Origin of the sequence: Sphaerisporangium album (genome assembly GCF_003323745.1) — a bacterium.
In the GTDB taxonomy this organism is placed as follows: domain Bacteria; phylum Actinomycetota; class Actinomycetes; order Streptosporangiales; family Streptosporangiaceae; genus Sphaerisporangium; species Sphaerisporangium album.
Window position 1 is genome coordinate 292809 of record NZ_QOIL01000007.1, and the last position, 20709, is coordinate 313517.

Consider the following 20709-nt stretch of genomic DNA (forward strand, 5'->3'; position numbering starts at 1 on the left):
CTGAAACTTTCGGAAGGGGTCCCGGTGCCCGCACGAGCGTCCGCCACCCTGGCCGCCGCCTTGGCGCTGCTGACGGTGGCGAGCACACCCGCCCACGCCCAGGATCCGGCCGCGCCCGCCGGAGCGGAAAGCGCTTCCCCCGCGATCGTGGTGGACACGCGCACGCGTCACCAGCCGATCGACGGGTTCGGCTTCTCCCAGGCGTTCCAGCGCGCCGACGTGATCCACGGCGCCCGGGGCCTGTCGCCGGCCAAGCGGCGCGAGGTGCTCGACCTGCTGCTGAGCCGCACCAAGGGCGCGGGCCTGAGCATCCTGCGCCTCGGCATCGGCTCCTCCTCCGACGACGTGTACGACCACATGCGCAGCATCGCGCCGCAGGACCCGGGCGGCCCGGACGCGACTCCGGTCTACGAGTGGGACGGGGACGACGGCGGCCAGGTCTGGCTCGCGCGGGAGGCCAAGGCGTACGGGGTGCGGCGGTTCTACGCCGACGCCTGGAGCGCGCCGGGATACATGAAGGACAACGGCACGGACGCCAACGGCGGCACGTTGTGCGGCCTGAGCGGCACGAGCTGCGCGAGCGGCGACTGGCGGCAGGCGTACGCCCGCTATCTGGTGAAATATGCGGACTTCTACGCCCGTGAGGGCATCAAGATCACGGATCTGGGCTTCACCAACGAGCCCGACCTCACCGTCTCCTACGCCTCGATGCGCTTCACCCCCGAGCAGGCCGCCGAGTTCGTCAAGATCCTCGGGCCGGTCGCGGCGCGGGCGGGGCTGAAGGTCGCCTGCTGCGACGGCGCCGGCTGGACCGTCCAGGAGGCGTACACCAAGGCCATCGAGGCCGACCCCGCCGCGGCCCGCTGGGTGGCCACCCACACCGGCCACCCGTACGTCGACCCCATCGACCACCCCCTGCCGACCCGGCGTCCCACCTGGATGTCCGAATGGTCGCCCAACGGGACGACGTGGAACGAGAACTGGGACGACGGCAGCGGGTACGACGGCTTCGCGGTCGCGTCCAACATCCACGAGTCCCTGGCCACGGCGGGCGTCAGCGGCTACGTCTACTGGTTCGGCGCCTCGCTCGGCGCCACGCGGGGGCTGATCCAGCTCGACGGCGACGCCTACCACGTGTCCAAGCGCCTGTGGGCCCTGGCCGCCTACAGCCGCTTCATCCGGCCGGGCGCGGTGCGCGTCGGCACGCGGACCACCGGCGACGGCCTGGACGGGCTGAAGGTCACCGCGTTCCGCAACGCCGACGGCGGCCAGGTCGTCGAGATCCTCAACACCGGGACGACCGCGGTCACGACCCGCCTCCTCGCCGAGGACGGGCGCCGCGCCACCGCCTACCTCACCGACGCCACCCACTCGCTGACCCCGGTGAACGCCCTGCGCGGCTCCGGCCACGGGCTGCGCGCCGAGCTGGCCCCGCGCTCGCTGACCACCATCGTGCTCGGCGGAGGGCGGGCGGGATGATCCGCGTCGCCGTCGTCGGCACCGGCGGCATCGCGCGGGCCTGCCACATGCCCGCGCTGGCCGGGGAGCGCCACCGGGCCGAGGTCGTGGCCGTCGTGGACGTCGACGGCGCGCGCGCCGAGGCGTTCCGCGCCGAGCACGGCGTCCCCCGGGCCTACACCGGCCTCGGCGAGATGCTCGACCGCGAGCGACCGGACCTCGTCCACATCTGCACGCCGCCCTACCTCCACGCGCGCCAGGTCGTCCAGTGCCTGAGCGCCGGGGCGTGGGTGTGGTGTGAGAAACCGCCGTGCGTGTCACTGGCGGAACATGATCGGATCACGGCGGCGGAGAGCGGCACCTTCGCCGCCGTGATCTTCCAGCACCGCTTCGGCTCGGGCGCCCGCCACCTTCGCGAGCTGGTGGCGGGAGGCGCGCTCGGCCGTCCGACGGTGGCGCTGTGCGTCACGGCCTGGTACCGCGACCACGCGTACTACTCGGCGCCGTGGCGCGGGACGTGGGAGACCGAGGGCGGCGGCCCGGCGCTCGGGCACGGCATCCACCAGACGGACCTGATGCTTTCGGTGCTCGGCGACTGGGAGGAGATCCGGGCCATGGCCGGGCGGATCGACCGTCCCGTGCGGACCGAGGACGCCTCGGCGGCGTCGGTGCGGTTCGCCGGCGGCGCCATGGCCTCGGTGCTCACCAGCGTGCTGTCCCCCCGCGAGGAGAGCTACCTGCGGTTCGACTTCACCGAGGCGACCGTGGAGTTGCGGCATCTGTACGGGTACCGCAACGCCGACTGGACGTGCACTCCCCCGGACCTGTGGAAACCGCCGGACGACGTGCCGAGCTCGCACGCCGCCCAGCTCGCGGACCTGCTGGACTCCTACGAGCGCGGCGAGCGGCCCGCGCTCAGCGGCAAGGAGGGGCGGCAGTCGCTGGAGTTCGTCACGGGGCTGTACGCCTCGGCGCTCACCGGCCGGCCGGTGCTGCGGTCGGACCTGACCGAGGACAACCCCTTCTACCATCGCCTGGACGGAGGAATCGGCCTGTGACGGGCGACGTCGCGCGCGTCGAGGACACCGGCGAGGCGCTGGTCGCCGAGGCGGGCGGCGTGGAGCTGATGCGCTACGTCTACCGCCCGCGCTCCCCCGCCTTCGAGGGGAGCAAGCCGTACGCCCACCCGCTGCGCAGCCGCGCCGGGGACGTGGTCACCGCCTACCGGCCGCACGACCACCGCTGGCACAAGGGCCTGCAGATGACCGCCTCCCACCTGTCGGGCGAGAACTTCTGGGGCGGCGGCAGCTACGTCCGGGAGCGGCAGGCGTACGTGGACCTGCCGAACGTCGGGACGATGCGGCACGAGGAGTTCACCGGGCCGGGCCGGGAGCGCCTGAGCTGGCACACGCAGGCGGGCGAGCACTGGGTGGACGAGGTGCGCGAGCTCACCGTCCGGGACGTCGAGGAGGGCTCCTGGGCGCTGGACTTCTCCACCGCGATGACCAACGTACGGGGCGAGGTCCTGCGGTTCGGCAGCCCGACGACCCACGGCCGGCCCATGGCCGGGTACAGCGGGCTGTTCTGGCGCGGGCCCCGGTCGTTCACCGGCGGCACGGTGATCGCCGAGGGCGGGCGGGGCGGCCCGGAGATGATGGGCCGCGCCGCCGGCTGGCTGGCCTACGCGGGGTGGCACGACGAGGTCGACCGCGCCTCGACCTTGCTGTTCATGGCCGCGCCCGGCACGATCTGGTTCGTCAGGACCACTCCGTTCGCCGCCGTGAACCCCTCGCTGGCCTTCTCCGAGGAGGTCGAGCTGGCGGCGGGCGCGACCTGGAGCCACCGCTACCGCGTGGTGGTCGGGAACGGGTTCTGGGACCGTGAACGGCTGGAGGACTACGTGCGGGGCCATCCCTTCGATCTTCCGGAGCTTCCAGAGCCTTCGGAGCCTTCAGAGCCGGAGGGGCCGTGAGCTTCCCCGGCGGGGTCGGCGTGTCCGGCCTGCGCGTCTACGACTGGCCCGCCACCGACGGCCCCTGCGGCGGCAGCCCCCACATGCACCTGCTGTGCGCGGAGGCGTACGTCGTCGCCGAGGGCGCGGGCGCGGTGCAGACCCTGACCTGGGAGGGGTACGCCGAGACGCCGCTCGGGCCGGGGTCGGTGGTCTGGTTCACCCCCGGCACGATCCACCGGCTGGTGAACGGCGACGGCAGGCTGCGCATCGTGGTGATCATGCAGAACAGCGGCCTGCCCGAGGCCGGCGACGCCGTGCTGACCTTCCCCCCGTACGTGCTGGCCGACCCCGCCCGGTACGCGGAGACGGCGGCGATCGGCGACGCCGAGGGAGCGCGGCGGCGGCGGGACGCGGCCGTCGAGGGGTTCCTGCGGCTGCGCGACCAGGGGCGTGAGGCGCTGGACGAGTTCCACCGCCAGGCCGCCGCGCTCGTCGCCGGCCGCCTGGACGACTTCGAGAAGCGGTGGCGGGACGGCGCGCTGGCCGCCGCCGAGGAGACCGGCGCGCAGATCAGAGCGCTGCGCGGGGGCGACCTCGGGCACCTCAGGCGGGGGCGGGTCCTGTCCGCACCGCCCGAGCCCCGGCTCGGCATGTGCGGCGCCCTCGACACCTACCGCGTCACCGGGCCGTCATCCCTCTGACCAGCCGGAACCCTCGACTCTCGGCGGAATATGCCCGGTTTTAGGCTATTTAAGTGGGGGGTACGCGGGGAGCTTCGGGCAAAAGGCTCGCGCCGTCCACCCGAGGAGGCGAGAAGCCATGTCCGAGCGCGTTTTCCAGGACAGGCGGGACGCCGGGCGTTTCCTGGCCGGCATGCTCCGCCACTACCGCGACAGGCCGGGCGCGCTGGTCCTGGGACTGCCCCGGGGCGGCGTGCCGGTCGCCTACGAGATCGCCATGGACCTCGAAGCCCCGCTGGACGTCTTCCTCGTACGCAAGCTGGGCGTCCCGGGCCACGAGGAGCTCGCGATGGGCGCCATCGCGAGCGGGGGCGTCGTCGTGCTCAACGAGGACGTCGTCCGGGCCCTGGAGATCCCACCGGAGACGATCCAGGACGTGGCCATGGCCGAGGCCCGCGAGCTGCTGCGCCGCGAGGAGGCCTACCGCGAGGGACGGCCGCCGCCCGACCTGACCGACAGGATCGTCATTCTCGTGGACGATGGCCTGGCGACAGGCGCGAGCATGCGGGCCGCCATCGAGGCCGTCCGGCGCCACCGGCCCGCCGAGGTCGTCGTCGCCGTTCCCGCCGCGCCCGAGTCCACGTGCCGTGAGCTGGCCACCATCGCCGACGACGTCATCTGCGCCACCACCCCCTCCCCCTTCTACGCCGTCGGCCGCTCGTACTGGGACTTCGCGCAGACCACCGACGAGGAGGTGCGCGACCTGCTGCGCGCGGCGGCCGGGACGCGGACCCCCGAGAGCGCGCGGCCGCCGACCGACGTCGCGATCGTCCGCTCGGAGGCGCTGCCGACCGAGGACGGGGTTCCCGACGACGACGTGCTGTTCGACCTGGTGGGCGACGCCCGGTTCGTCCTGATCGGCGAGGCCTCGCACGGCACCCACGAGTTCTACGCGGCCCGCGCCCGGATGACCCGGCGGCTCATCGAGAGCAGCGGGTTCACCGCCGTCGCCGTGGAGGGCGACTGGCCCGACGCCTACCGGGTCAATCGCCACGTGCGCGGCCACGGGGACGACGCGACCGCCGAGGAGTCGCTGCGCGGGTTCGAGCGCTTCCCCACCTGGATGTGGCGCAACGCGGCCGTCCTGGACTTCGTCGGCTGGCTGCGCGAGCACAACGACGCCATGGCCCCGGACGAGCGGTCCAAGACCGGGTTCTACGGGCTGGACCTCTACAGTCTCCACTCCTCGATCCACGAGGTGATCGCCTACCTCGAACGCGTGGACCCCGAGGCGGCGGCCCGCGCGCGCGAGCGCTACGCGTGCTTCGACCACCACACGGGCGGCGACGGGCAGGCGTACGGCTTCGCCGCGGCCTTCGGAGCCGGGGAGGACTGCGAACGGCAGGTCGTCGAGCAACTCGTCGACCTGAGGCGCCACGCGCTGGAGCACGCGCGCCAGGACGGGCTGCTGGCCGAGGACGAGCGGTTCTACGCCGAGCAGAACGCCCGCGTGGTCAGGGCGGCCGAGCAGTACTACCGGACGATGTTCGGCGGCCGGGTCTCGTCCTGGAACCTGCGCGACACGCACATGGTGCAGACCCTGGACGCGCTGGCCGACCACATCGGCCACCGGCAGGGCCGCCCGGCGAAGATCGTCGTGTGGGCGCACAACTCGCACGTGGGCGACGGGCGCGCGACGGAGGCGGCGTCCAGGGGCGAGGTCACCGTCGGCGGGCTCGTCCGCGAGCGGCATCCCGGCGACTGCCGCCTGATCGGCTTCACCACCTACACCGGGACGGTGACGGCGGCCGACGACTGGGGCGGGCCCGCCGAGCGCAAGCGGGTGCGGCCGGGCCTGCCGGAGTCGATCGAGGAGCTTCACCACGAGACGGGGAGGAAGGAGTTCATGATCGCGTTCGGGGTGGCGCCGAGGGCGGGCGAGGCGCTGCGCAGGGCTCGGATCGAGCGGGCGATCGGCGTCGTCTACCGGCCCGAGACCGAACGCCAGAGCCACTACTTCCGCTGCCGGGTCTCCGAGCAGTTCGACGCCGTGATCCACATCGACGAGACGCGGGCCGTCGAACCCCTGGAGCGGACGCCCAGGTGGGAGGCCGGAGAGCCCGAGGAGGTCCCGGAGACCTACCCGTTCGCCGTGTGAACCCCGCACAAACCTGTACGAACCCGTGCGCACCACCCGTACCGGCGACGTCGCGCCGGTTCCGAGTCAAGGAGGTCCGAGCGATGGCCGATACGGGGTACTCGTCGTTCAACACGACCGTCGACAAGACCAACCGCGTCCTGAAGGAGATCGAGCACGCCTACGGGTGGCCGAAAGAACGGCGCAACCAGTCCTACGCCGCCCTGCGCGGGGTGCTGCACGCGCTGCGCGACCGCCTGACCGTCCAGGAGGCCGCCCACTTCGGCGCCGAACTGCCGCTGCTCATGCGCGGCATCTTCTACGAGGGGTGGAACCCGGACCGGGTCCCGATCAAGATGAACAGGGACGACCTGCTCGCGCGGGTACGCCAGGAGTTCCCCTTCGAGGTGAAGGACGGCATCGAGCAGCTCACGCGCACGGTGTTCGGCGCGTTGCGGCTCCACGTCGCCGACGGGGAATGGCAGAAGATCAGGGCCGGCCTGCCCAAGGACCTGGCCGAGCTGATCCCGTCCGACGACCGGCCGTGATCAGGGCGTCCGTCCCGGGGGACCGGCCACGGCGACCGTTCTAGGGCACCGAGCGGATCTTCCACACCAGCCCCGCACCGAGGAGCGTCAGCGCGCCCGCCGTCAGGTACAGGACGGGGTAGCCGCCGAGGCTCGCGACGATCGGCCCGGCGATCACGGGGGCCAGCACCTGCGGGCCCGAGTTGGCGATGTTGATCACGCCGAGGTCCTTGGCGCGGCCCGCGGCGGCGGGCAGCACCTGCGTGATCAGGGCGTTGTCCACCGAGAGGTAGACGCCGAAGCCGACGCCCATGACGGCGGCGGCGACCATGACGACCGTCCACTGCGGCCAGAGGGCGAGCATCAGGGCGGGGACCGCGCCGATCGCGCCGGACACCGTGACGAGCGTCCTGCGGCGGCCGAGGCGGTCGGAGATCGCGCCCGCGGCCACCGTGGTGAGGATCACCGCGACCGTGTAGACCAGGATGAGGACCAGCAGGCCGTCCTCGGCCTTGCGCCCGGGGAACTCCCGCTCGTAGTGCACCGCGTCGGTGAGGAAGTACAGCAGGTACAGCAGGGCCATGGCGTTGCCGAGCTGCATCAGGAAGCGGGTCAGCCAGGCCCAGGCGAAGTCGGGGTGGGTGCGCGGGCTGATCCAGAAGCCGCGCAGGAAGCCGCCCACGGTGAACGGCGGGCGGTGCCCGGCGGGCAGCGGAGGGTCGGGAGTGGCGAGGACGAACGGCAGCGCGCACAGCGGCACGAGCGCCCCGATCACCAGATATCCGGACTCGGTGGTGGTGACCACCATCGTCACCAGGACGACGGCCAGCACCACGCCCAGCGTCTGCGGGATGCCGATCCACCCCGACACCGCGCCGCGCTGGCGCACCGGGACGTGGTCGGGCACGCCCGCCGTCAGCGCCGCCTGCATCGCGTTCAGCCCCGCCTGGGCCAGGCACCATCCGGCCACGACGCCCGCCACGGTCCCCTGGACGGCCAGGAAGACGAGACCGAGGCCGCCCGCGAGCGCCCCGAGCAGCGTCCAGGGGTGACGCCGGCCGAAGCGGCCCGCCGTCCGGTCGGACAGGGCTCCGGCCAGGGGGTTGGAGACCATGGCGACCGCGGCGCCGATGCCGGTCACCCAGGCCAGGGCGGTCTCCTTGCCCGTGGGGGCGACGACCTCCATCTGCTGCGGCAGCAGCACCTGCAACGGGCCGAAGTAGCCCATCCACAGCGCGAGGTTGGCCAGCGAGATCAGCCCGACCCAGCGCGGCCCCACCCGCGTCACGGGCTCGGCGAGCGCCAGGGGGACGTCGTGGGGCGGCTTCACGGGGGGTGGCGTGCTCACCGGACGTAGCTCCTAGTGATGAGGGGTGCTGGGATAGTAGTCCCCGCGTCCCCCCACCAGAAAGGCCGGTTCCTCACGCCACCTCTTCCCCACCGACCCCTTCTCCGCGCCTGGCGGTTCCGCCGTGGACACACGTCCGCACGGTGGTGCTTCCGCCAGCACCACGGGCACGCGTCCGCCGCGGAAGCACTGGGGGCACGGACATCGCTCCGGCGGGGACGCACCGCCCGTGCGGAGATGGCACCATGGCAGCGTCCACAAATGCCCACGAAAGGTCCCGTCGCGGTGAGGCGATTCCTTACGGTCCTGCTCGCGGCCTGTGCGGCCCTGGCCGTGGGGGCCGCGCCCGCGCTCGCCCACAACGTGCTGACGGGCAGCGATCCCAAGGACGGCGCCCGGTTCGGCTCCCTGCCCGGCCAGGCCACCCTGACGTTCGACCAGCCGGTGCGCGCGGACTTCGCCCAGATGGCGCTGACCTTCCCCGGAGGCGCCGTCTACAAGCTCGACGTCCTGGTCGCGGGGAACGACGTGATCGCGACCCTGCCGGTCTCCGGCGAGCCCGGCGCCTACGTCATCGGCTACCAGATCCTCTCCAACGACGGCCACCCCGTCAGCGGGAAGATCGGCTTCACGGTCACCGGACCGGCGGGCGCGTCACCCGGCACCTCCTCCCCCCTCGTGACGACGACAGGGGGGCCTCTGGTCGAGGTCGCCGCGGCGCCCCCGGCGAGCGGCGGCGGCTGGGTGTGGGGGCTGCTCGTGGTGGCCCTGCTGCTGTCCGGGCTCGGCATCCTGGTCGTCGCCCGCCAGGGACGCCCGGCGAAGGGCCAGGACGCGTGAGCGCCACCGGCCCGGCCCCGAGCCCCGTCTCCACGGCCACCGAGACGGCCGTCCCCGCGGATCCCGCGCCTCCCGCCGAGGTCGCCGTGCGGTGGCCGCCGGTGTGGGCGATGGGCGGGGCCGCGTTGCTGACGCTGCTCGTCGCGACGTGGTGGACGCTGCCGGGGGCCGTCCCGGGGATCACCGCGCCCGGCCCGTTGATCGAGTACGGCCTGCCCGTCGCCCGGCTGATCCTGGACCTGTGCGCGCTCGCGACCGTGGGCCTCAGCCTGCTGCCGAGGTTCCTGGGCTTCGACGACCCCGGGCGCACGGAGGCGACGCTGTCACGGGCGCGGAGCTGGGCCGTCCTCACGGCGTTCGGGTGGACGCTGGCCGCCCTGGCGGCCATGGTGCTGAGCGCCGCCGAGGTCACCCCGGGCGAGGCCCCCGACCCGGCCGCGTACGTCGCGCGCATCGGCAACGGCCAGGGGCTGGTGATCAGCGCGGCGTGCGCCCTGGTCTACACGTGCTTCGGGCTGCTTGCCGTGCGCTTCGGCGAGAAGGTCCCGGCCGAGCTGCGCGTCGCCGTCGCGATCTTCGGACTGCTCCCGCTGCCGGTCAGCGGCCACGCGTCCAACTGGTACTGGCACGACCTCAGCATGGTCTCGATGGAGCTGCACGTCGCCGCCGCGTCGGCGTGGACGGGGGGCCTGGTGGCGCTGGGCGTGCTGCTGGCCCGCGACCGGGAGCTGCTCGCCCGCGCCCTGCCGAGGTTCTCGCGGCTGGCCACGGTCGCGCTGGTGGTGGTCGCGGTGTCGGGGCTGTTCAACGGGCTGGTCGAGCTGGCACTGTCACCCACGACGCGGCTCCCCGGCTCGCTGTTCACCACCCACTACGGCTGGCTCGTCGTCGCCAAGACCGTGTTCGCGGGGGTGATCGCGGTGCTGGGGGCCAACATCCGCTGGCGCCTGCTGCCCGGCGTCGCGCGGCGGCAGGCCACGGCGTTCGCCGCCTGGGCGCTCCTGGAGATCACCGTGATGGGCCTGGCCTACGGCGTCGCGGTCGCGCTGACCCGCGCCGCCGTCGCCTGAGCCGTCCGGGACGCCTCAAGGGCGCCCCGGACCCGCCGGGCGGGGCGAGGCGCCATGGGCGGCACTCGCGCGCCGCCGCGGAAGAGGCTCAGGGCGCCGCCGGGGCGCCGAGGGGTGGAAGGGAGGCGTCCGGGGTGGCCGCGCGGCCGGAGCGCCTGCCGGCGTACCGCTCGGCGCCGTACCAGGCCCCGGCGAGCAGCACCGCGCTGACCGGCGCGGACGCGACCATGAAGGGCGGCGCCTCCAGCAGCGTGTCCTGCACGGCCAGCCCGCCGTAGACCGCGGCCGTGACCAGGACGGCCCCACCCGCCGCACGGGCGGCCGGCAGCCGCAGCATGAACGCGACGTCCACGCAGACGGCCGCGGCGAGCAGGAAGAACGGCACGGCCGAGGGCGGGAAGTGGAACGCGTACAGCAGCGGCCAGATGGCGGTCCTGAAGGCGACGTAGACGCCCGCGACGGCCGTGGCCGTCCACCTGCGCCCGACCAGCCTGCGCGCCAGGACGAGCACGAGGACGGCGGCGACGCCGAACCACACCGGGTACACCCAGTCGGGGACGGGCAGCGAGAACTGCTCGACCATGTCGCGGTCGACGGGCCGGTTCATCTGGTTCGCGGCGAAGTTCAGAAGCGTGTCCTCGGCGTACGGCCGGTTACGGTCCCACGAGGCGAGCTCCAGGACACCGTACTCCTGGTGCTCGCTGGGGAACAGCACGTTCTCCAGGAAGAACACGAAGAACCCGCCGAGCACGATCGCCCGCAGGCGGCCCGGCGCCGCGTAGACGTACCAGCCGCGGATCACACCCGCGATCATGAACGCGGTGCCGACGTAGAGGAGCACGTGGGAGGGGCTCCACGAGGTGATGTCGACGCCGTTCACGCGGTGGTTGATCAGGTCGATGGGGACCGCGATCAGGAACGTCCCGGTGCCCCACTGGATCAGCCGCTGCGCCGGGCGGTCGACGCCGTAGCCGGTGTAGGAGTGCACGATCGTGAGCGCCACGACGATGGCCGTCCCCACGCTGTTGATCAGGTGCGGCGGCGCGAAGTCGTCGCGCAGCCACTTGAAGTGCCAGGACACGTCCCAGGAGGCGCCGAGCACCTTCAACACGAAGGCGGTGATCCAGCCGTAGTAGAGGACGCGGAACAGGTCCGGGGGCGTCTCCCTGCCCGCCGGGCCCCGCGTCCAGTACGGCAGGGCCCACTCGACCACGTGAGTGACCCTGTCCTTGATGCGTACCCCTGGCTTCACGCGAAGAAATGATGCCGGTCCTCGACATGTACCGCAATCGGGGATTACCCGGAGATCCCGCCTCGTGGAAGGCGCGTCTCAGCAACCTCTCAGCGCGGATCAGTAGGCTCGCGGGCATGAAGCTTGCGGGGAGGCGGACCGCCGCGTTGGTCATCGCGGCGCTTGTGGCGGCCGGGGCGGTGGTGTGGGCCCTGTGGCCGTCGCCCCCGCCTGCGAAGGGGCTCGACCAGATGATCCCCGTGGTCGACGGGCCGCGCGACGACCAGCGGGTGACGCTCGACACCACCTTCTTCCCGCCCGCGGGCGGCGGCAGGCGTCCCGCGATCCTGCTCGCCCACGGGTTCGGCGGCAGCAAGGCGAGCGTGCGCGACGAGGCCGTGCGGCTGGCGGAGGCCGGGTACGCCGTGCTGACCTGGTCGGCGCGGGGCTTCGGCGCCTCGACGGGCCAGATCGCGCTCAACTCCCCCGACTACGAGGTCAAGGACGTCAGGCAGCTGATCGACTGGCTGGCCAAGCGGCCGGAGGTCCTGCTCGACAGGCCCGGCGATCCGCGCCTCGGCGCCGCCGGGGGCTCGTACGGCGGGGCGATCACGCTGATGGCGGCCGCCTACGACGACAGGATCGACGCGATCGTCCCGCAGATCACGTGGCACGACCTCGCCGACGCGCTGTTCCCCGACGCCACCGGCGCCGGGCCGCGCAACGGCGTGTTCAAGCGCATGTGGGCCGGGCTGTTCTTCACCCGCGCCGTCGACTCCCCGCTGGCGCCGGGCGCGGGCGGGGCGGCGGCGCTCGCGGCGGGCGCGTCCGGCGCTCCCGGTGGTGCGGGCCGCGCCGGTGGGCCGCAGGACGTCCAGTGCGGGCGGTTCCTTCCGGAGATCTGCGCGATGTACACCGAGGTCGCGTCGACCGGCAGGGCCACCGACGCCGCCGTCCAGACGCTGCGCCGGTCCAGCCCCGTCTCCGTGCCCGGCAGGATCCGGGTGCCCAGCCTGCTGATCCAGGGCAAGCGCGACTCGCTCTTCCCGCTCGGCCACGCGGACGCCAACGCCAAGGCCATCGCCGCGACCGGCGCCCCCGTGGAGGTCGCCTGGTTCGAGGGCGGCCACGACGGCGGGGACGGCGAGCTCGACTGGGTGGCCGGCCGCACCATCGGCTGGTTCGACCGCTGGCTGAAGAAGGACGCGGCCTCAGGTGGCGAGGCCGCGCAGGCGTTCACCGTCACGCGGGACGGCGGGCGCGATCCGGGCACCCGGCGTCCCGTCCTCGTCCACGCCGTCTCCGGTCGCTACCCGGGGCTGTCCGGCACGGCGGGCACGCCGGTCGCGCTCGCCGGGCCCGCCCAGCCGGTCGCCGTCCCGCCCGGCGGGTCCCCCGCGTCGATCTCCAGCGTGCCGGGCATCGGCGGGCTGCTCGGCAACCTCGGCGGCGCGGCCGGGGCCGGGCTGTCGCTGGACATGCCGGGCCAAGCCGCCGCGTTCGACTCGGCCCCGCTGACCGCGCCGCTGGAGGTGACCGGCGCGCCGGTGGCCGATCTCACGGTGAGCGGCGAGGGCGAGGTCACGCTCTTCGCCAAGATCTACGACGTCGGCGGGCAGCGTCCCACGCTCCCGCAGGGCCTGGTGGCGCCGTTCCGCGTCACCGCCAGGCCGGAGGGCACGCCGGTCAGGGTGACGCTTCCCACGATCGACCACCGCTTCGACGCCGGGCACCGGCTGCGCCTGGTGGTGAGCACGACCGACATGGGGTTCGCCTCCGGCACCGCCCCCGCGGTGTTCCGCGTCGCGGCCGCGCCGGCGCCGCTCACCGTCCCGACCGATTCCGCGCTCAGGGCGGCCGCGGCGGGCCTGTCGTGGTGGACGTGGGCGCTGCCCCTCGCCGCGCTCGTCGTCGCCGTCGCGCTGGCGCTGGCCGGGCGCGTCCGGCGCCACGACGCGCCGGACCCGGCGCTGGCCGAGGTGCCGCTGCAGATCACCGGGCTGACCAAGCGGTACCGCAACGGCGAGCTCGCCGTCGACGACCTGTCGTTCCGGGTCGAGCGGGGCCAGGTCCTCGGCCTGCTCGGGCCGAACGGCGCGGGCAAGACGACCACCATGCGCATGCTGCTCGGGCTGATCCACCCCGACGCGGGTGAGATCCGCGTCTTCGGGCACCGCGTGACGCCCGGCGCCGCCGTGCTCGCGCGCCTCGGGTCGTTCGTCGAGGGGCCCGGGTTCCTGCCCCACCTGTCCGGCCGGGAGAACATCGACCTGTACTGGCGGGCGACGGGGCGGCCGCGTGAGGACGCCCACGTCGAGGAGGCCCTGGAGATCGCCGGGCTCGGCGCGGCGCTGGACCGCGCGGTGCGCACGTACTCCCAGGGCATGCGGCAGCGCCTGGCCATCGCGCAGGCCATGCTGGGGCTGCCCGACCTGCTCGTGCTGGACGAGCCCACCAACGGGCTCGACCCGCCCCAGATCGCCGAGATGCGCCGCGTGCTGATTCGCTATGCCGCGCGCGGGCGCACGGTGATCGTCTCCAGCCACCTGCTCGCCGAGGTCGAGCAGACCTGCGATCACGTGGTCGTCATGCACCGCGGCCGTCTGGTCACGGCCGGCACGGTCACCGACCTGCTCGCCACGACCCCGTCCAACGGCGCGCCGGGCCGCCTGGAGGACGTCTTCCTCGACCTGATCGGCACCGAACGATGACCCCGGGCGTGCGCGGCCAGGACGTGGGACAGACCCCCGACACGGGAGACGAAACAGCCGGAATGAGCACAACGGGCAAGGCCAACGAAGCGGGATCGTATGCGGCGCGGCGAACTCTGCCGTTGCGGGTGGAGGTCGTGCGGCAGTTCCGGCGCCGGCGCACGCTCGTGATGTTCGGCCTGCTGCTGGCGCTGCCGTGGATCCTCGTCGTGGCGTTCTCGCTCGGCCCGGCGCCCACCCAGCAGAGCACCCTGCGCCTGTCGGACCTTGCGACCCAGGGCGGCCTGAACTTCGCCGCGTTCACGCTGTCGGTCTCGGCGACGCTGCTGCTGGTGGTGGCCGTGGCTCTGTTCTGCGGGGACACCGTGGCCAGCGAGGCGAGCTGGTCGTCGCTGCGCTACCTGCTCGCCGCGCCGGTGCCCCGCGACCGCCTGCTGCGGCAGAAGCTCGTGGTGGCGCTCGGCTACTCGGCGGCGGCGGTCATCGCGCTGCCGCTGATGGCGCTGCTGGCGGGCACGGTGGCCTTCGGCTGGAACGACATCCGCCTGCCGGGCACGGGCGAGGCCATCGCGGCCACGACGGTGCTGCCGCGCTTCGGCATCGTCATCGGCTACGCCCTGGTGAGCCAGCTCGTCGTGGCGGCGCTGGCGTTCCTGCTCTCGGTGAACACCGACTCCCCGCTGGGCGCGGTCGGCGGCGCGGTCGGGCTGGTCATCGTGAGCAACATCCTCCAGGCGGTCGAGGCGCTCGGCGTCGTCCGCGAGTTCCTCCCGACGTTCTGGAACATGGCGTGGCTCGACGCCCTCGCCCCGGAACTGGACTGGAGCGGCATGCTCAAGGGCGCCTCCCTGTCCGTGACCTACGCCGCCATCCTCACCGCCCTGGCTTTCCGCCGCTTCCGCCGCAAGGACGTCGTCTCCTGAAGCCTTCGAAAGTCATGGGTTCACCAAGGGGCGTGCGCCCAGGCAACGGTTCCCTTGTGTCCGGGGGGCGCACGGCCGGTACGAAATACACCGCTGAGGCTTCCGGGGCACACGAGAATAGTGACTTTCTGCGAGCGCAAAGTGTGTTTGGGGGAACATTGGTGGCGCTGGTCTGAAATGATCCTCTCGGTAATCCTGTCGGACATCGAGAATGACGGACAGTGACTGATGCCCCCCATCGATCAATTGACAACGTACGCGGCGGACAACCCGCTCGGAGCGGCCATCATCTGCGTGTCCGCCCTGGTCGCCCTCGTGCTCGCGTTCTTCGCCCTTCGCGGGGCCTACCGCGCGGTCTCGCACGCGTACCGCAAGTTCGCCGAGAACCGCCCGGCGGAGGACATCCTCACCATCGTCGCGGCCAGCATCGCGACCGGGGTGTCCGCGCAGGGCATGTGGCGCTTCTCCGGTGACGTGCTCGGCTTCGACGGCCCGCTGCGCCTGCTGCTCTTCGCGTTCATCGAGGTCGCGGTGATCACCAGCGCCGTGCGCGCCCGCCGCAACATGCGCGAGAACTACTCGGCCGGCATCGACGGCATGGCGGTGTGGGTGCTCACCGGCCTGTCGGCGGTGCTGTCCAGCCTGGACGCCCGCAGCCTGGCCGAGGCCATCTTCCGGCTCGCCGCCCCGCTGGTCGCCGCGTGGCTGTGGGAGCGCGGCATGGCCATCGAGCGGCACCGCATCACCGGCCGTTCCCGCATCAAGTGGCGGTTCACCCCCGAACGGGCGATGGTCCGCATGGGTCTGGCCGAGGTCAGCGACCGCACCGTGACCGAGGTCGACGCCCACCGCCGGCTCACCCGCGTGGCCCTGGCCGCCAAGCGCGCCCGCGCCCTGCGCGAGGCGGGCGCCTCCGACCGCAAGATGCGCGCCGCGCTCGCCAAGCTGGACCGCGTGATGGACCAGGCCGTGGAGCACACCGGCCTCGCGGTCGACCCGGGCCGCCAGGAGGCGCTGCTGTCGCAGATCGGCGCGCTGTACAACACCAGCGCCCTCATCGACCTGCGTCCTCCGGTGCCGTGGGAGCCGGAGGAGCCGCCCGCGCCGCACGCCCTCCCCGTGGCGGGCGGCACCCGCGCGGCCGCCTACGTGGACGACGACGAGGACGCCGAGATGGTGGAGCCGGAGTCCGCTCCCCAGGTGGTCGACACGGCCCAGCGCGCGGCCCTCATGCGCGCGGCGCGCCAGTACTGGGACAAGCAGATCGAGCGCAGGTTCGTGCCCCGCGCGGCGGACATCGCCAGGGAGACCGGCATCTCGCTGGCCACGGCCCGGGAGTACCGCGCCCTGTGGAAACTGGAGCCCCGGGCGCACGCGCTGATCGAGGCCGCCTACAACGAGCACGGCATCATCGACACCGGGACGTTCCCCGCGATCGTGGTCCCGGACGGCTCCGACTCCGGCGACCGCTCCGACCACGAGGAGCCGGTGCTGAGCATGAACGGCTCCGGCAGCATGAACGGCTCCGGCCCGGCCTACACCGCCGGGGTGTGAGCGTCACGCCGCGATCACCGATCTCAGGGTGACGAGAAGCCGCGGTCCGGAGGCAGGAGCCTCCGGACCGCGGCTCTCGCGGTGGGCCCGGCGGACGTTTCCGCGCGGCCCGGACGACGGGCGTCAGTCCCAGTGCGGGGGTCGCTCCTCCAGCAACCGGGAGACGTCGTCTGACGAGCGCCACTCGCCCCAGCCGGAGTCGGTGTCGTCGCTCGTCTGGTCGGGTAGCACCGGCAGCCCCTCCTCGGAGAGGTCCACCGGACGCAGGTCATCCGGCTCATGCACAGTCACGGGCCCAATGCTACGCGGCCCCGCCGAGGTCCGGTCTCCGCGCCTCCCAAGACTTCGTCGATTCCCCCTATAAGTGATTCCCGGCGCGCTGCAGTGCACCGCTCGCGAGAGCCCGCATCTCGGGCGTGCTCACGTCCGGGGGAACAGCGCGGAACCGCCCGCACGGGTACGATGCGGGAGCAGGCAGCACGCCGGAACGACCCCCACGTGAGGCGGCCATGGCATCGCCGGGAGCATGGCGAAGAGACGGAAACCTCCCCGCGGAGCTCACCAGCTTCGTCGGCCGAGACCGGCTGCTCGCCACCCTCAGGCAGCGCCTTCTCGAAGCCCGCCTGGTGACCGTGACGGGCATCGGCGGCGTCGGCAAGTCGCGGACGGCGCTGCGCGCCGCCCACCAGATGCTCGCCCAGTACCGCGACGGCGTCTGGTACGCCGACCTGTCCCGCCTGCAGGACCCGATCATGGTGCCGCACGCGATCAACGCGGCCCTGGGCATCGCGGACCAGTCCGCCCGCCCGGAGATCGAGACGTTGGCCGACTGGCTGGCCGAGCGCGAGCTGCTCCTGGTGATCGACTCCTGCGAGCACGTCGTGGCCGCGACCGCGCAGCTCGTCGAGCGGGTGCTGCGCGCCGCCCCCGGCGTGCGGGTGCTGGCGACGAGCAGGCAGTCCCTCGGCGTCCAGGGCGAGCAGTCCCTGCCGATCGCCCCGCTGCTGGTGCCGGGCGACGACCGCGGCGAGAGCCCGTACCTCAACGAGTCGGTCCAGCTCTTCGCCGAGCGCGCCTCGGCGGTCGTCCCCGGGTTCTCGGTGGACGAGGAGAACATCACGGCCGTCTCCGAGCTGTGCCGGCGGCTGGACGGCATCCCGCTGGCGATCGAGCTGGCGGCGGTGCGCCTGCGGGCGCTGTCGGTGGAGCAGATCCTCGCGCTGCTGATCGACCGCTTCAGCCTGCTCGCGGGCGCCAGCCGTACGGCGCTGCCCCGCCACCAGACGCTGCGCGCGGCGATCGGCTGGAGCCACGAGCTGTGCGCGCCGGCCGAGCGCCTGCTGTGGGCGCGCCTGTCGGTGTTCTCCGGCGACTTCGAGCTGGAGGCCGCCCGGGAGGTCTGCGCGGGCGAGACGCTGCCGGAGGACGAGGTGATGGACCTCATCTCCGGACTGATCGAGAAGTCCATCCTGCTGAGCTCCAGCGAGCGGTCGGGCGTCCGCTACCGGCTCATCGACACGCTGCGCCAGTACGGCAGAGAGTGGCTGGACAAGCTGGGCGAGACCGACGACGTCCGCAGCCGCCACCGCGACTACTACCTGGGGCTGGCCGAGCGCGGCGAGGGCGCGTGGTCGGGGCCGAGGCAGGTTTACTGGTTCGGCCGCATGCGCCAGGAGCACGACAACATCCGGGCCGCTCTCGACTTCTGCCTGCGCGACCCGGCCGAGGCGCGCACCGGCCTCACGCTGCTGTCGTCCCTGTGGTTCATGTGGGTCGCCTGCGGGTTCGCCCGCGAGGGCCGCCTGTACCTCGAACGGGCGCTGGCCGCCTCCCCGGACCCGAGCCGTGAGCGCTGTAAGGCGTTGTGGGTGCTGGCGTACGTCCGCAGCGCGCAGGGCGACACCGCGGGGGCGCTGGAGGCGGCGGAGCAGTGCGCGAACGACGCGGTCCGCGTGGGCGACCGGATCGCGTGGATCCTGGCGACGAAGATGCAGGGCACCGCCGCGTGGCTCAAGGGCGACCTGCACAAGGCGACGACGCTCCTCGGTGCGGCGATCCAGTTCCACCGCAGCGGGCGCGAGCTGAACCCCGGCCTGCTCCCCGCCATCGTGGAGCTCGCGGTGGTGCTCACCCAGCAGGGCGAGCTGGAGGAGGCCGAAGATCTGCTGCGCGACTGCCGGCAGCTCTGCGCCGAGCGCGGCGAGCTGTGGCTGCGCTCGTACGCCGTCTGGGCGACCTCGGCGATCGAGCGCATGACCGGCCGCACGGCGGACGCGGTGTTCAGCGCGCAGGAGGCTCTGCGCATGAAGCGGCACTTCCACGACGTGCTCGGGGTCGTGGTGGCGATGGAGACGCTCTCGCAACTCGCCCTCGACCAGGGCGACGCGGCGCGGGCGGCGCGCATGCTGGGCGCGGGGCAGGTGAACTGGCAGATGTTCGGCCTGCCGCTGTTCGGCTCGCCGTTCTTCGGCACCGAGCACGAGCAGTGCGTCAAGGAGTGCAGGCGCCTGCTCGGCGAGGACGCCTACGCCGAGGCCTACCGGCAGGGCACGCGCATGGACTTCGAGGAGGCCGTCAGCTACGCCTTGGGCGAGAGCGGTCCGGACCCCCGCGACGGCGCGGCGTGACGACCTCCGCGTGACGATCCCCGCGTGGCAAATCGGGCATGACGGCACCGTGGGCCCGTTGCTGCCGGGACGCTTTCAGTTGTGCTCGCCGCGGATGGGCAGAGTGGTCCCCTTCCAGGCGCGGGTGTACCGGGTGCTGGTGAGCGAGTAGGCCACGCTGCCGCTGACCCAGTGTTCGAGGCCGCGCACGTAGGCCGTCACCGCCTCGGAGCCCTGCCCGGCGAGCTCGGCCCGCAGGGACAGCATCCGGGCGACGGCCTGGTCGCGCATGCGGCCGATCTGGTCCATCGCGTTCTGGACCGACCGGTCGCCGTCCCGAGCCAGGACGCTGACCAGGTTGTTCCCGGCGTTGACGCCGTCGCGCTCCTTGGCATAGGAGAGCAGGTCGTTGTCCCAGACGACGACGTCGTTGGCGCATTCGGTGATCGCGCGCACGGACGGGTGCCGCCACTCGCCGGGGGTGAGGGCGTGCCCGGTGGCGACGTCGACGAGCGCGAAGACCGTCAGCATGGCGCCGGTCCTGCGCCGCATGAAGACGTAGTCGCCGTAGGTGGGGACGACGGCGTCCTCCCGGTTGGCGGCCTCCCATACCTGGGCGAAGAGGTAGTCCTTGGTGACGGTCCGCCAGCGGTCGAGCTGGTCGGCGTCGCCGGCCGCGCCGACGCGGCCCACGATGTCGCGCATGGCCCGCGCGAAGGGGTCCTCGACGGGGGTTCCGGTCTCGGAGTCGTCCAGGACGGCGAGCAGTTGCGGAAGCGCGCGGGCGATTTCGGCGGCCCGCCGGTCGGACTCGCAGAAGGCGTCGTCGAAGGCGAAGAGCCACACGCACCAGTCGGTCACCAGCCGGAGCGCGTCGTACGGGGCGTAGGGGTAGGTGCGGGCACCGAGGTGTCCGTAGGCGGCCTCGCGGTAGCGCTCCAGCTCGGCGTGGTCGACGATCATCCGGCTGGCCCGCAGCCAGGAGAAGGTCTCCTGGTCGACCTGGGCGGCGTACGGGCTGATCAGGCTGGGGAAAGGGCTCGACAAATCGGGTAGAAGAAGCTGGGAATGCGCTAAATCAGCCATCTCCACATCATGGCAACAAAGACAGCCCGTAACCACTCCGCGACAGGTCCGTATGTGACGCTATCGACCTTTGTCGGCGAACCATTTCAGGATTTCGGTCTGCCCGAACATGCGGGCGGTGTCGGCCGCCGAGGGCGATCCCGCGGACGGATCGGCTCCGGCGTCCAGGAGCGCCCGCACCACTTCGGGCTGTTTCTTGAAGACCGCGCCCGCCAGCGGCGTCTGCCCCCGGTCGTTGGCGCGCCCCGGATCGGCCCCCCGCTCCAGCAGGGCCCGGACGGTCCCGGCGTGGCCGTGGTAGGCGGCGAGCATCAGCAGCGTGTCACCCTTGTCGTTGTGGAGGTTCGCCGGAACCCCCGCGTCGACGTAGGCGCACAGCCGGTCGGTCTCCCCCGATCTCGCCATCTGGAACAACCGGGTTGCGAGCTCCTCGACGTCCGCGTCGGCGGCGCCGTCCTCAGCGCGGTGTGCCACGTCATCCATTGTGCCCGCCCGGGTGCGCCCGCCCGGACGGCGGGTAGCGGGCCACTCGCCCGGCGGAATCCTCGCCACATCCCATAGGTTCTCTCTTGAGAGACGATAGA

17 protein-coding genes are annotated in these 20709 nt (G+C 72.9%); 12 read left to right on the top strand and 5 right to left on the bottom strand.

Translation table 11 applies throughout. The annotated features are described in order from the left end of the window. From DQ384_RS15245 to DQ384_RS15270, 6 genes are all read left to right on the top strand, one after another. The coding region (locus DQ384_RS15245) for a glycoside hydrolase family 30 protein (RefSeq protein WP_342769398.1) at positions 1–1479 on the top strand (1479 nt) is incomplete at its 5' end. Continuing rightward, positions 1476–2516, top strand: coding sequence for a Gfo/Idh/MocA family protein (locus DQ384_RS15250; protein ID WP_114029434.1), 1041 nt, complete (start codon positions 1476–1478; stop codon positions 2514–2516). The genes DQ384_RS15245 and DQ384_RS15250, both read left to right, overlap by 4 nt. Further along, on the top strand, positions 2513–3430 hold the full coding sequence (locus DQ384_RS15255) for a DUF6807 domain-containing protein (RefSeq protein WP_220182961.1): 918 nt from the start codon (positions 2513–2515) through the stop codon (positions 3428–3430). The genes DQ384_RS15250 and DQ384_RS15255 overlap by 4 nt, the downstream gene beginning before the upstream one ends. Beyond that, the gene (locus tag DQ384_RS15260) at positions 3427–4113 is read left to right on the top strand and encodes a cupin domain-containing protein (protein WP_114029435.1); all 687 of its coding nucleotides are present in this window, start codon (positions 3427–3429) and stop codon (positions 4111–4113) included. The genes DQ384_RS15255 and DQ384_RS15260 overlap by 4 nt, the downstream gene beginning before the upstream one ends. Before the next feature lie 118 nt (positions 4114–4231). Next, positions 4232–6250 carry an erythromycin esterase family protein gene (locus DQ384_RS15265; RefSeq protein ID WP_114029436.1) on the top strand — a complete coding sequence of 673 codons (2019 nt, stop codon included), beginning with the start codon at positions 4232–4234 and terminating at the stop codon, positions 6248–6250. Positions 6251–6333: 83 nt separating this feature from the next. Next, positions 6334–6777 carry a DUF2267 domain-containing protein gene (locus tag DQ384_RS15270; RefSeq protein ID WP_114029437.1) on the top strand — a complete coding sequence of 148 codons (444 nt, stop codon included), beginning with the start codon at positions 6334–6336 and terminating at the stop codon, positions 6775–6777. A gap of 40 nt (positions 6778–6817) precedes the next feature. On the opposite strand, the gene DQ384_RS15275 is transcribed toward DQ384_RS15270, so the two are convergent. Next, positions 6818–8104 carry an MFS transporter gene (locus tag DQ384_RS15275; RefSeq protein ID WP_114029438.1) on the bottom strand — a complete coding sequence of 429 codons (1287 nt, stop codon included), beginning with the start codon at positions 8102–8104 and terminating at the stop codon, positions 6818–6820. Positions 8105–8389: 285 nt separating this feature from the next. On the opposite strand from DQ384_RS15275, the gene DQ384_RS15280 reads away from it, so the two are divergent. Continuing rightward, positions 8390–8944: a copper resistance CopC family protein gene (locus DQ384_RS15280; RefSeq protein WP_114029439.1), complete on the top strand. Its 555-nt coding sequence runs from the start codon at positions 8390–8392 to the stop codon at positions 8942–8944. Beyond that, positions 8941–10014: a copper resistance D family protein gene (locus DQ384_RS15285; protein WP_245966495.1), complete on the top strand. Its 1074-nt coding sequence runs from the start codon at positions 8941–8943 to the stop codon at positions 10012–10014. Before DQ384_RS15280 ends, DQ384_RS15285 begins: the two co-directional genes overlap by 4 nt. 88 nt (positions 10015–10102) lie before the next feature. Here DQ384_RS15285 and DQ384_RS15290 read toward each other — a convergent pair whose 3' ends face one another. Next, on the bottom strand, positions 10103–11266 hold the full coding sequence (locus tag DQ384_RS15290) for a hypothetical protein (protein ID WP_147268782.1): 1164 nt from the start codon (positions 11264–11266) through the stop codon (positions 10103–10105). Between the two features lie 116 nt (positions 11267–11382). On the opposite strand from DQ384_RS15290, the gene DQ384_RS15295 reads away from it, so the two are divergent. From DQ384_RS15295 to DQ384_RS15305, 3 genes are all read left to right on the top strand, one after another. After that, positions 11383–13956 (top strand): alpha/beta fold hydrolase, encoded by a 2574-nt coding sequence (locus DQ384_RS15295; protein WP_114029441.1) that lies wholly within the window; start codon positions 11383–11385, stop codon positions 13954–13956. Between the two features lie 62 nt (positions 13957–14018). Beyond that, positions 14019–14879, top strand: coding sequence for an ABC transporter permease (locus tag DQ384_RS15300; RefSeq protein WP_114029442.1), 861 nt, complete (start codon positions 14019–14021; stop codon positions 14877–14879). A 228-nt stretch (positions 14880–15107) separates the two neighbouring features. Further along, positions 15108–16433 (top strand): hypothetical protein, encoded by a 1326-nt coding sequence (locus DQ384_RS15305; RefSeq protein WP_245966496.1) that lies wholly within the window; start codon positions 15108–15110, stop codon positions 16431–16433. Between the two features lie 123 nt (positions 16434–16556). Here the strand turns inward: DQ384_RS15305 and DQ384_RS41260 are convergent, their stop codons facing one another. Next, entirely contained in the window at positions 16557–16724 is a 168-nt protein-coding gene (locus DQ384_RS41260; protein WP_181871229.1) for a hypothetical protein, read from the bottom strand. 218 nt (positions 16725–16942) lie between these two features. Here DQ384_RS41260 and DQ384_RS15310 point away from each other — a divergent pair, with 218 nt between their 5' ends. After that, complete coding sequence (locus DQ384_RS15310; RefSeq protein ID WP_114029443.1) at positions 16943–19060, top strand: ATP-binding protein; 2118 nt, start codon at positions 16943–16945, stop codon at positions 19058–19060. A 75-nt stretch (positions 19061–19135) separates the two neighbouring features. On the opposite strand, the gene DQ384_RS15315 is transcribed toward DQ384_RS15310, so the two are convergent. Continuing rightward, positions 19136–20086, bottom strand: coding sequence for a 4-epi-cubebol synthase (locus tag DQ384_RS15315; protein WP_114029444.1), 951 nt, complete (start codon positions 20084–20086; stop codon positions 19136–19138). Between the two features lie 99 nt (positions 20087–20185). After that, complete coding sequence (locus DQ384_RS15320) at positions 20186–20608, bottom strand: ankyrin repeat domain-containing protein (RefSeq protein WP_114029445.1); 423 nt, start codon at positions 20606–20608, stop codon at positions 20186–20188. Between the last annotated feature and the right edge of the window lie 101 nt (positions 20609–20709).

What these genes read in the sequence shown, in the direction of transcription:
- DQ384_RS15250 (WP_114029434.1), top strand. Translation starts at nt 1,476, where the DNA reads ATGATCCGCGTCGCCGTCGTCGGCACCGGCGGCATCGCGCGGGCCTGC.
- DQ384_RS15265 (WP_114029436.1), top strand. Translation starts at nt 4,232, where the DNA reads ATGTCCGAGCGCGTTTTCCAGGACAGGCGGGACGCCGGGCGTTTCCTG.
- DQ384_RS15270 (WP_114029437.1), top strand. Translation starts at nt 6,334, where the DNA reads ATGGCCGATACGGGGTACTCGTCGTTCAACACGACCGTCGACAAGACC.
- DQ384_RS15295 (WP_114029441.1), top strand. Translation starts at nt 11,383, where the DNA reads ATGAAGCTTGCGGGGAGGCGGACCGCCGCGTTGGTCATCGCGGCGCTT.
- DQ384_RS15300 (WP_114029442.1), top strand. Translation starts at nt 14,019, where the DNA reads ATGAGCACAACGGGCAAGGCCAACGAAGCGGGATCGTATGCGGCGCGG.
- DQ384_RS15305 (WP_245966496.1), top strand. Translation starts at nt 15,108, where the DNA reads ATGCCCCCCATCGATCAATTGACAACGTACGCGGCGGACAACCCGCTC.
- DQ384_RS15310 (WP_114029443.1), top strand. Translation starts at nt 16,943, where the DNA reads ATGGCATCGCCGGGAGCATGGCGAAGAGACGGAAACCTCCCCGCGGAG.
- DQ384_RS15320 (WP_114029445.1), bottom strand. Translation starts at nt 20,608, where the DNA reads ATGGATGACGTGGCACACCGCGCTGAGGACGGCGCCGCCGACGCGGAC.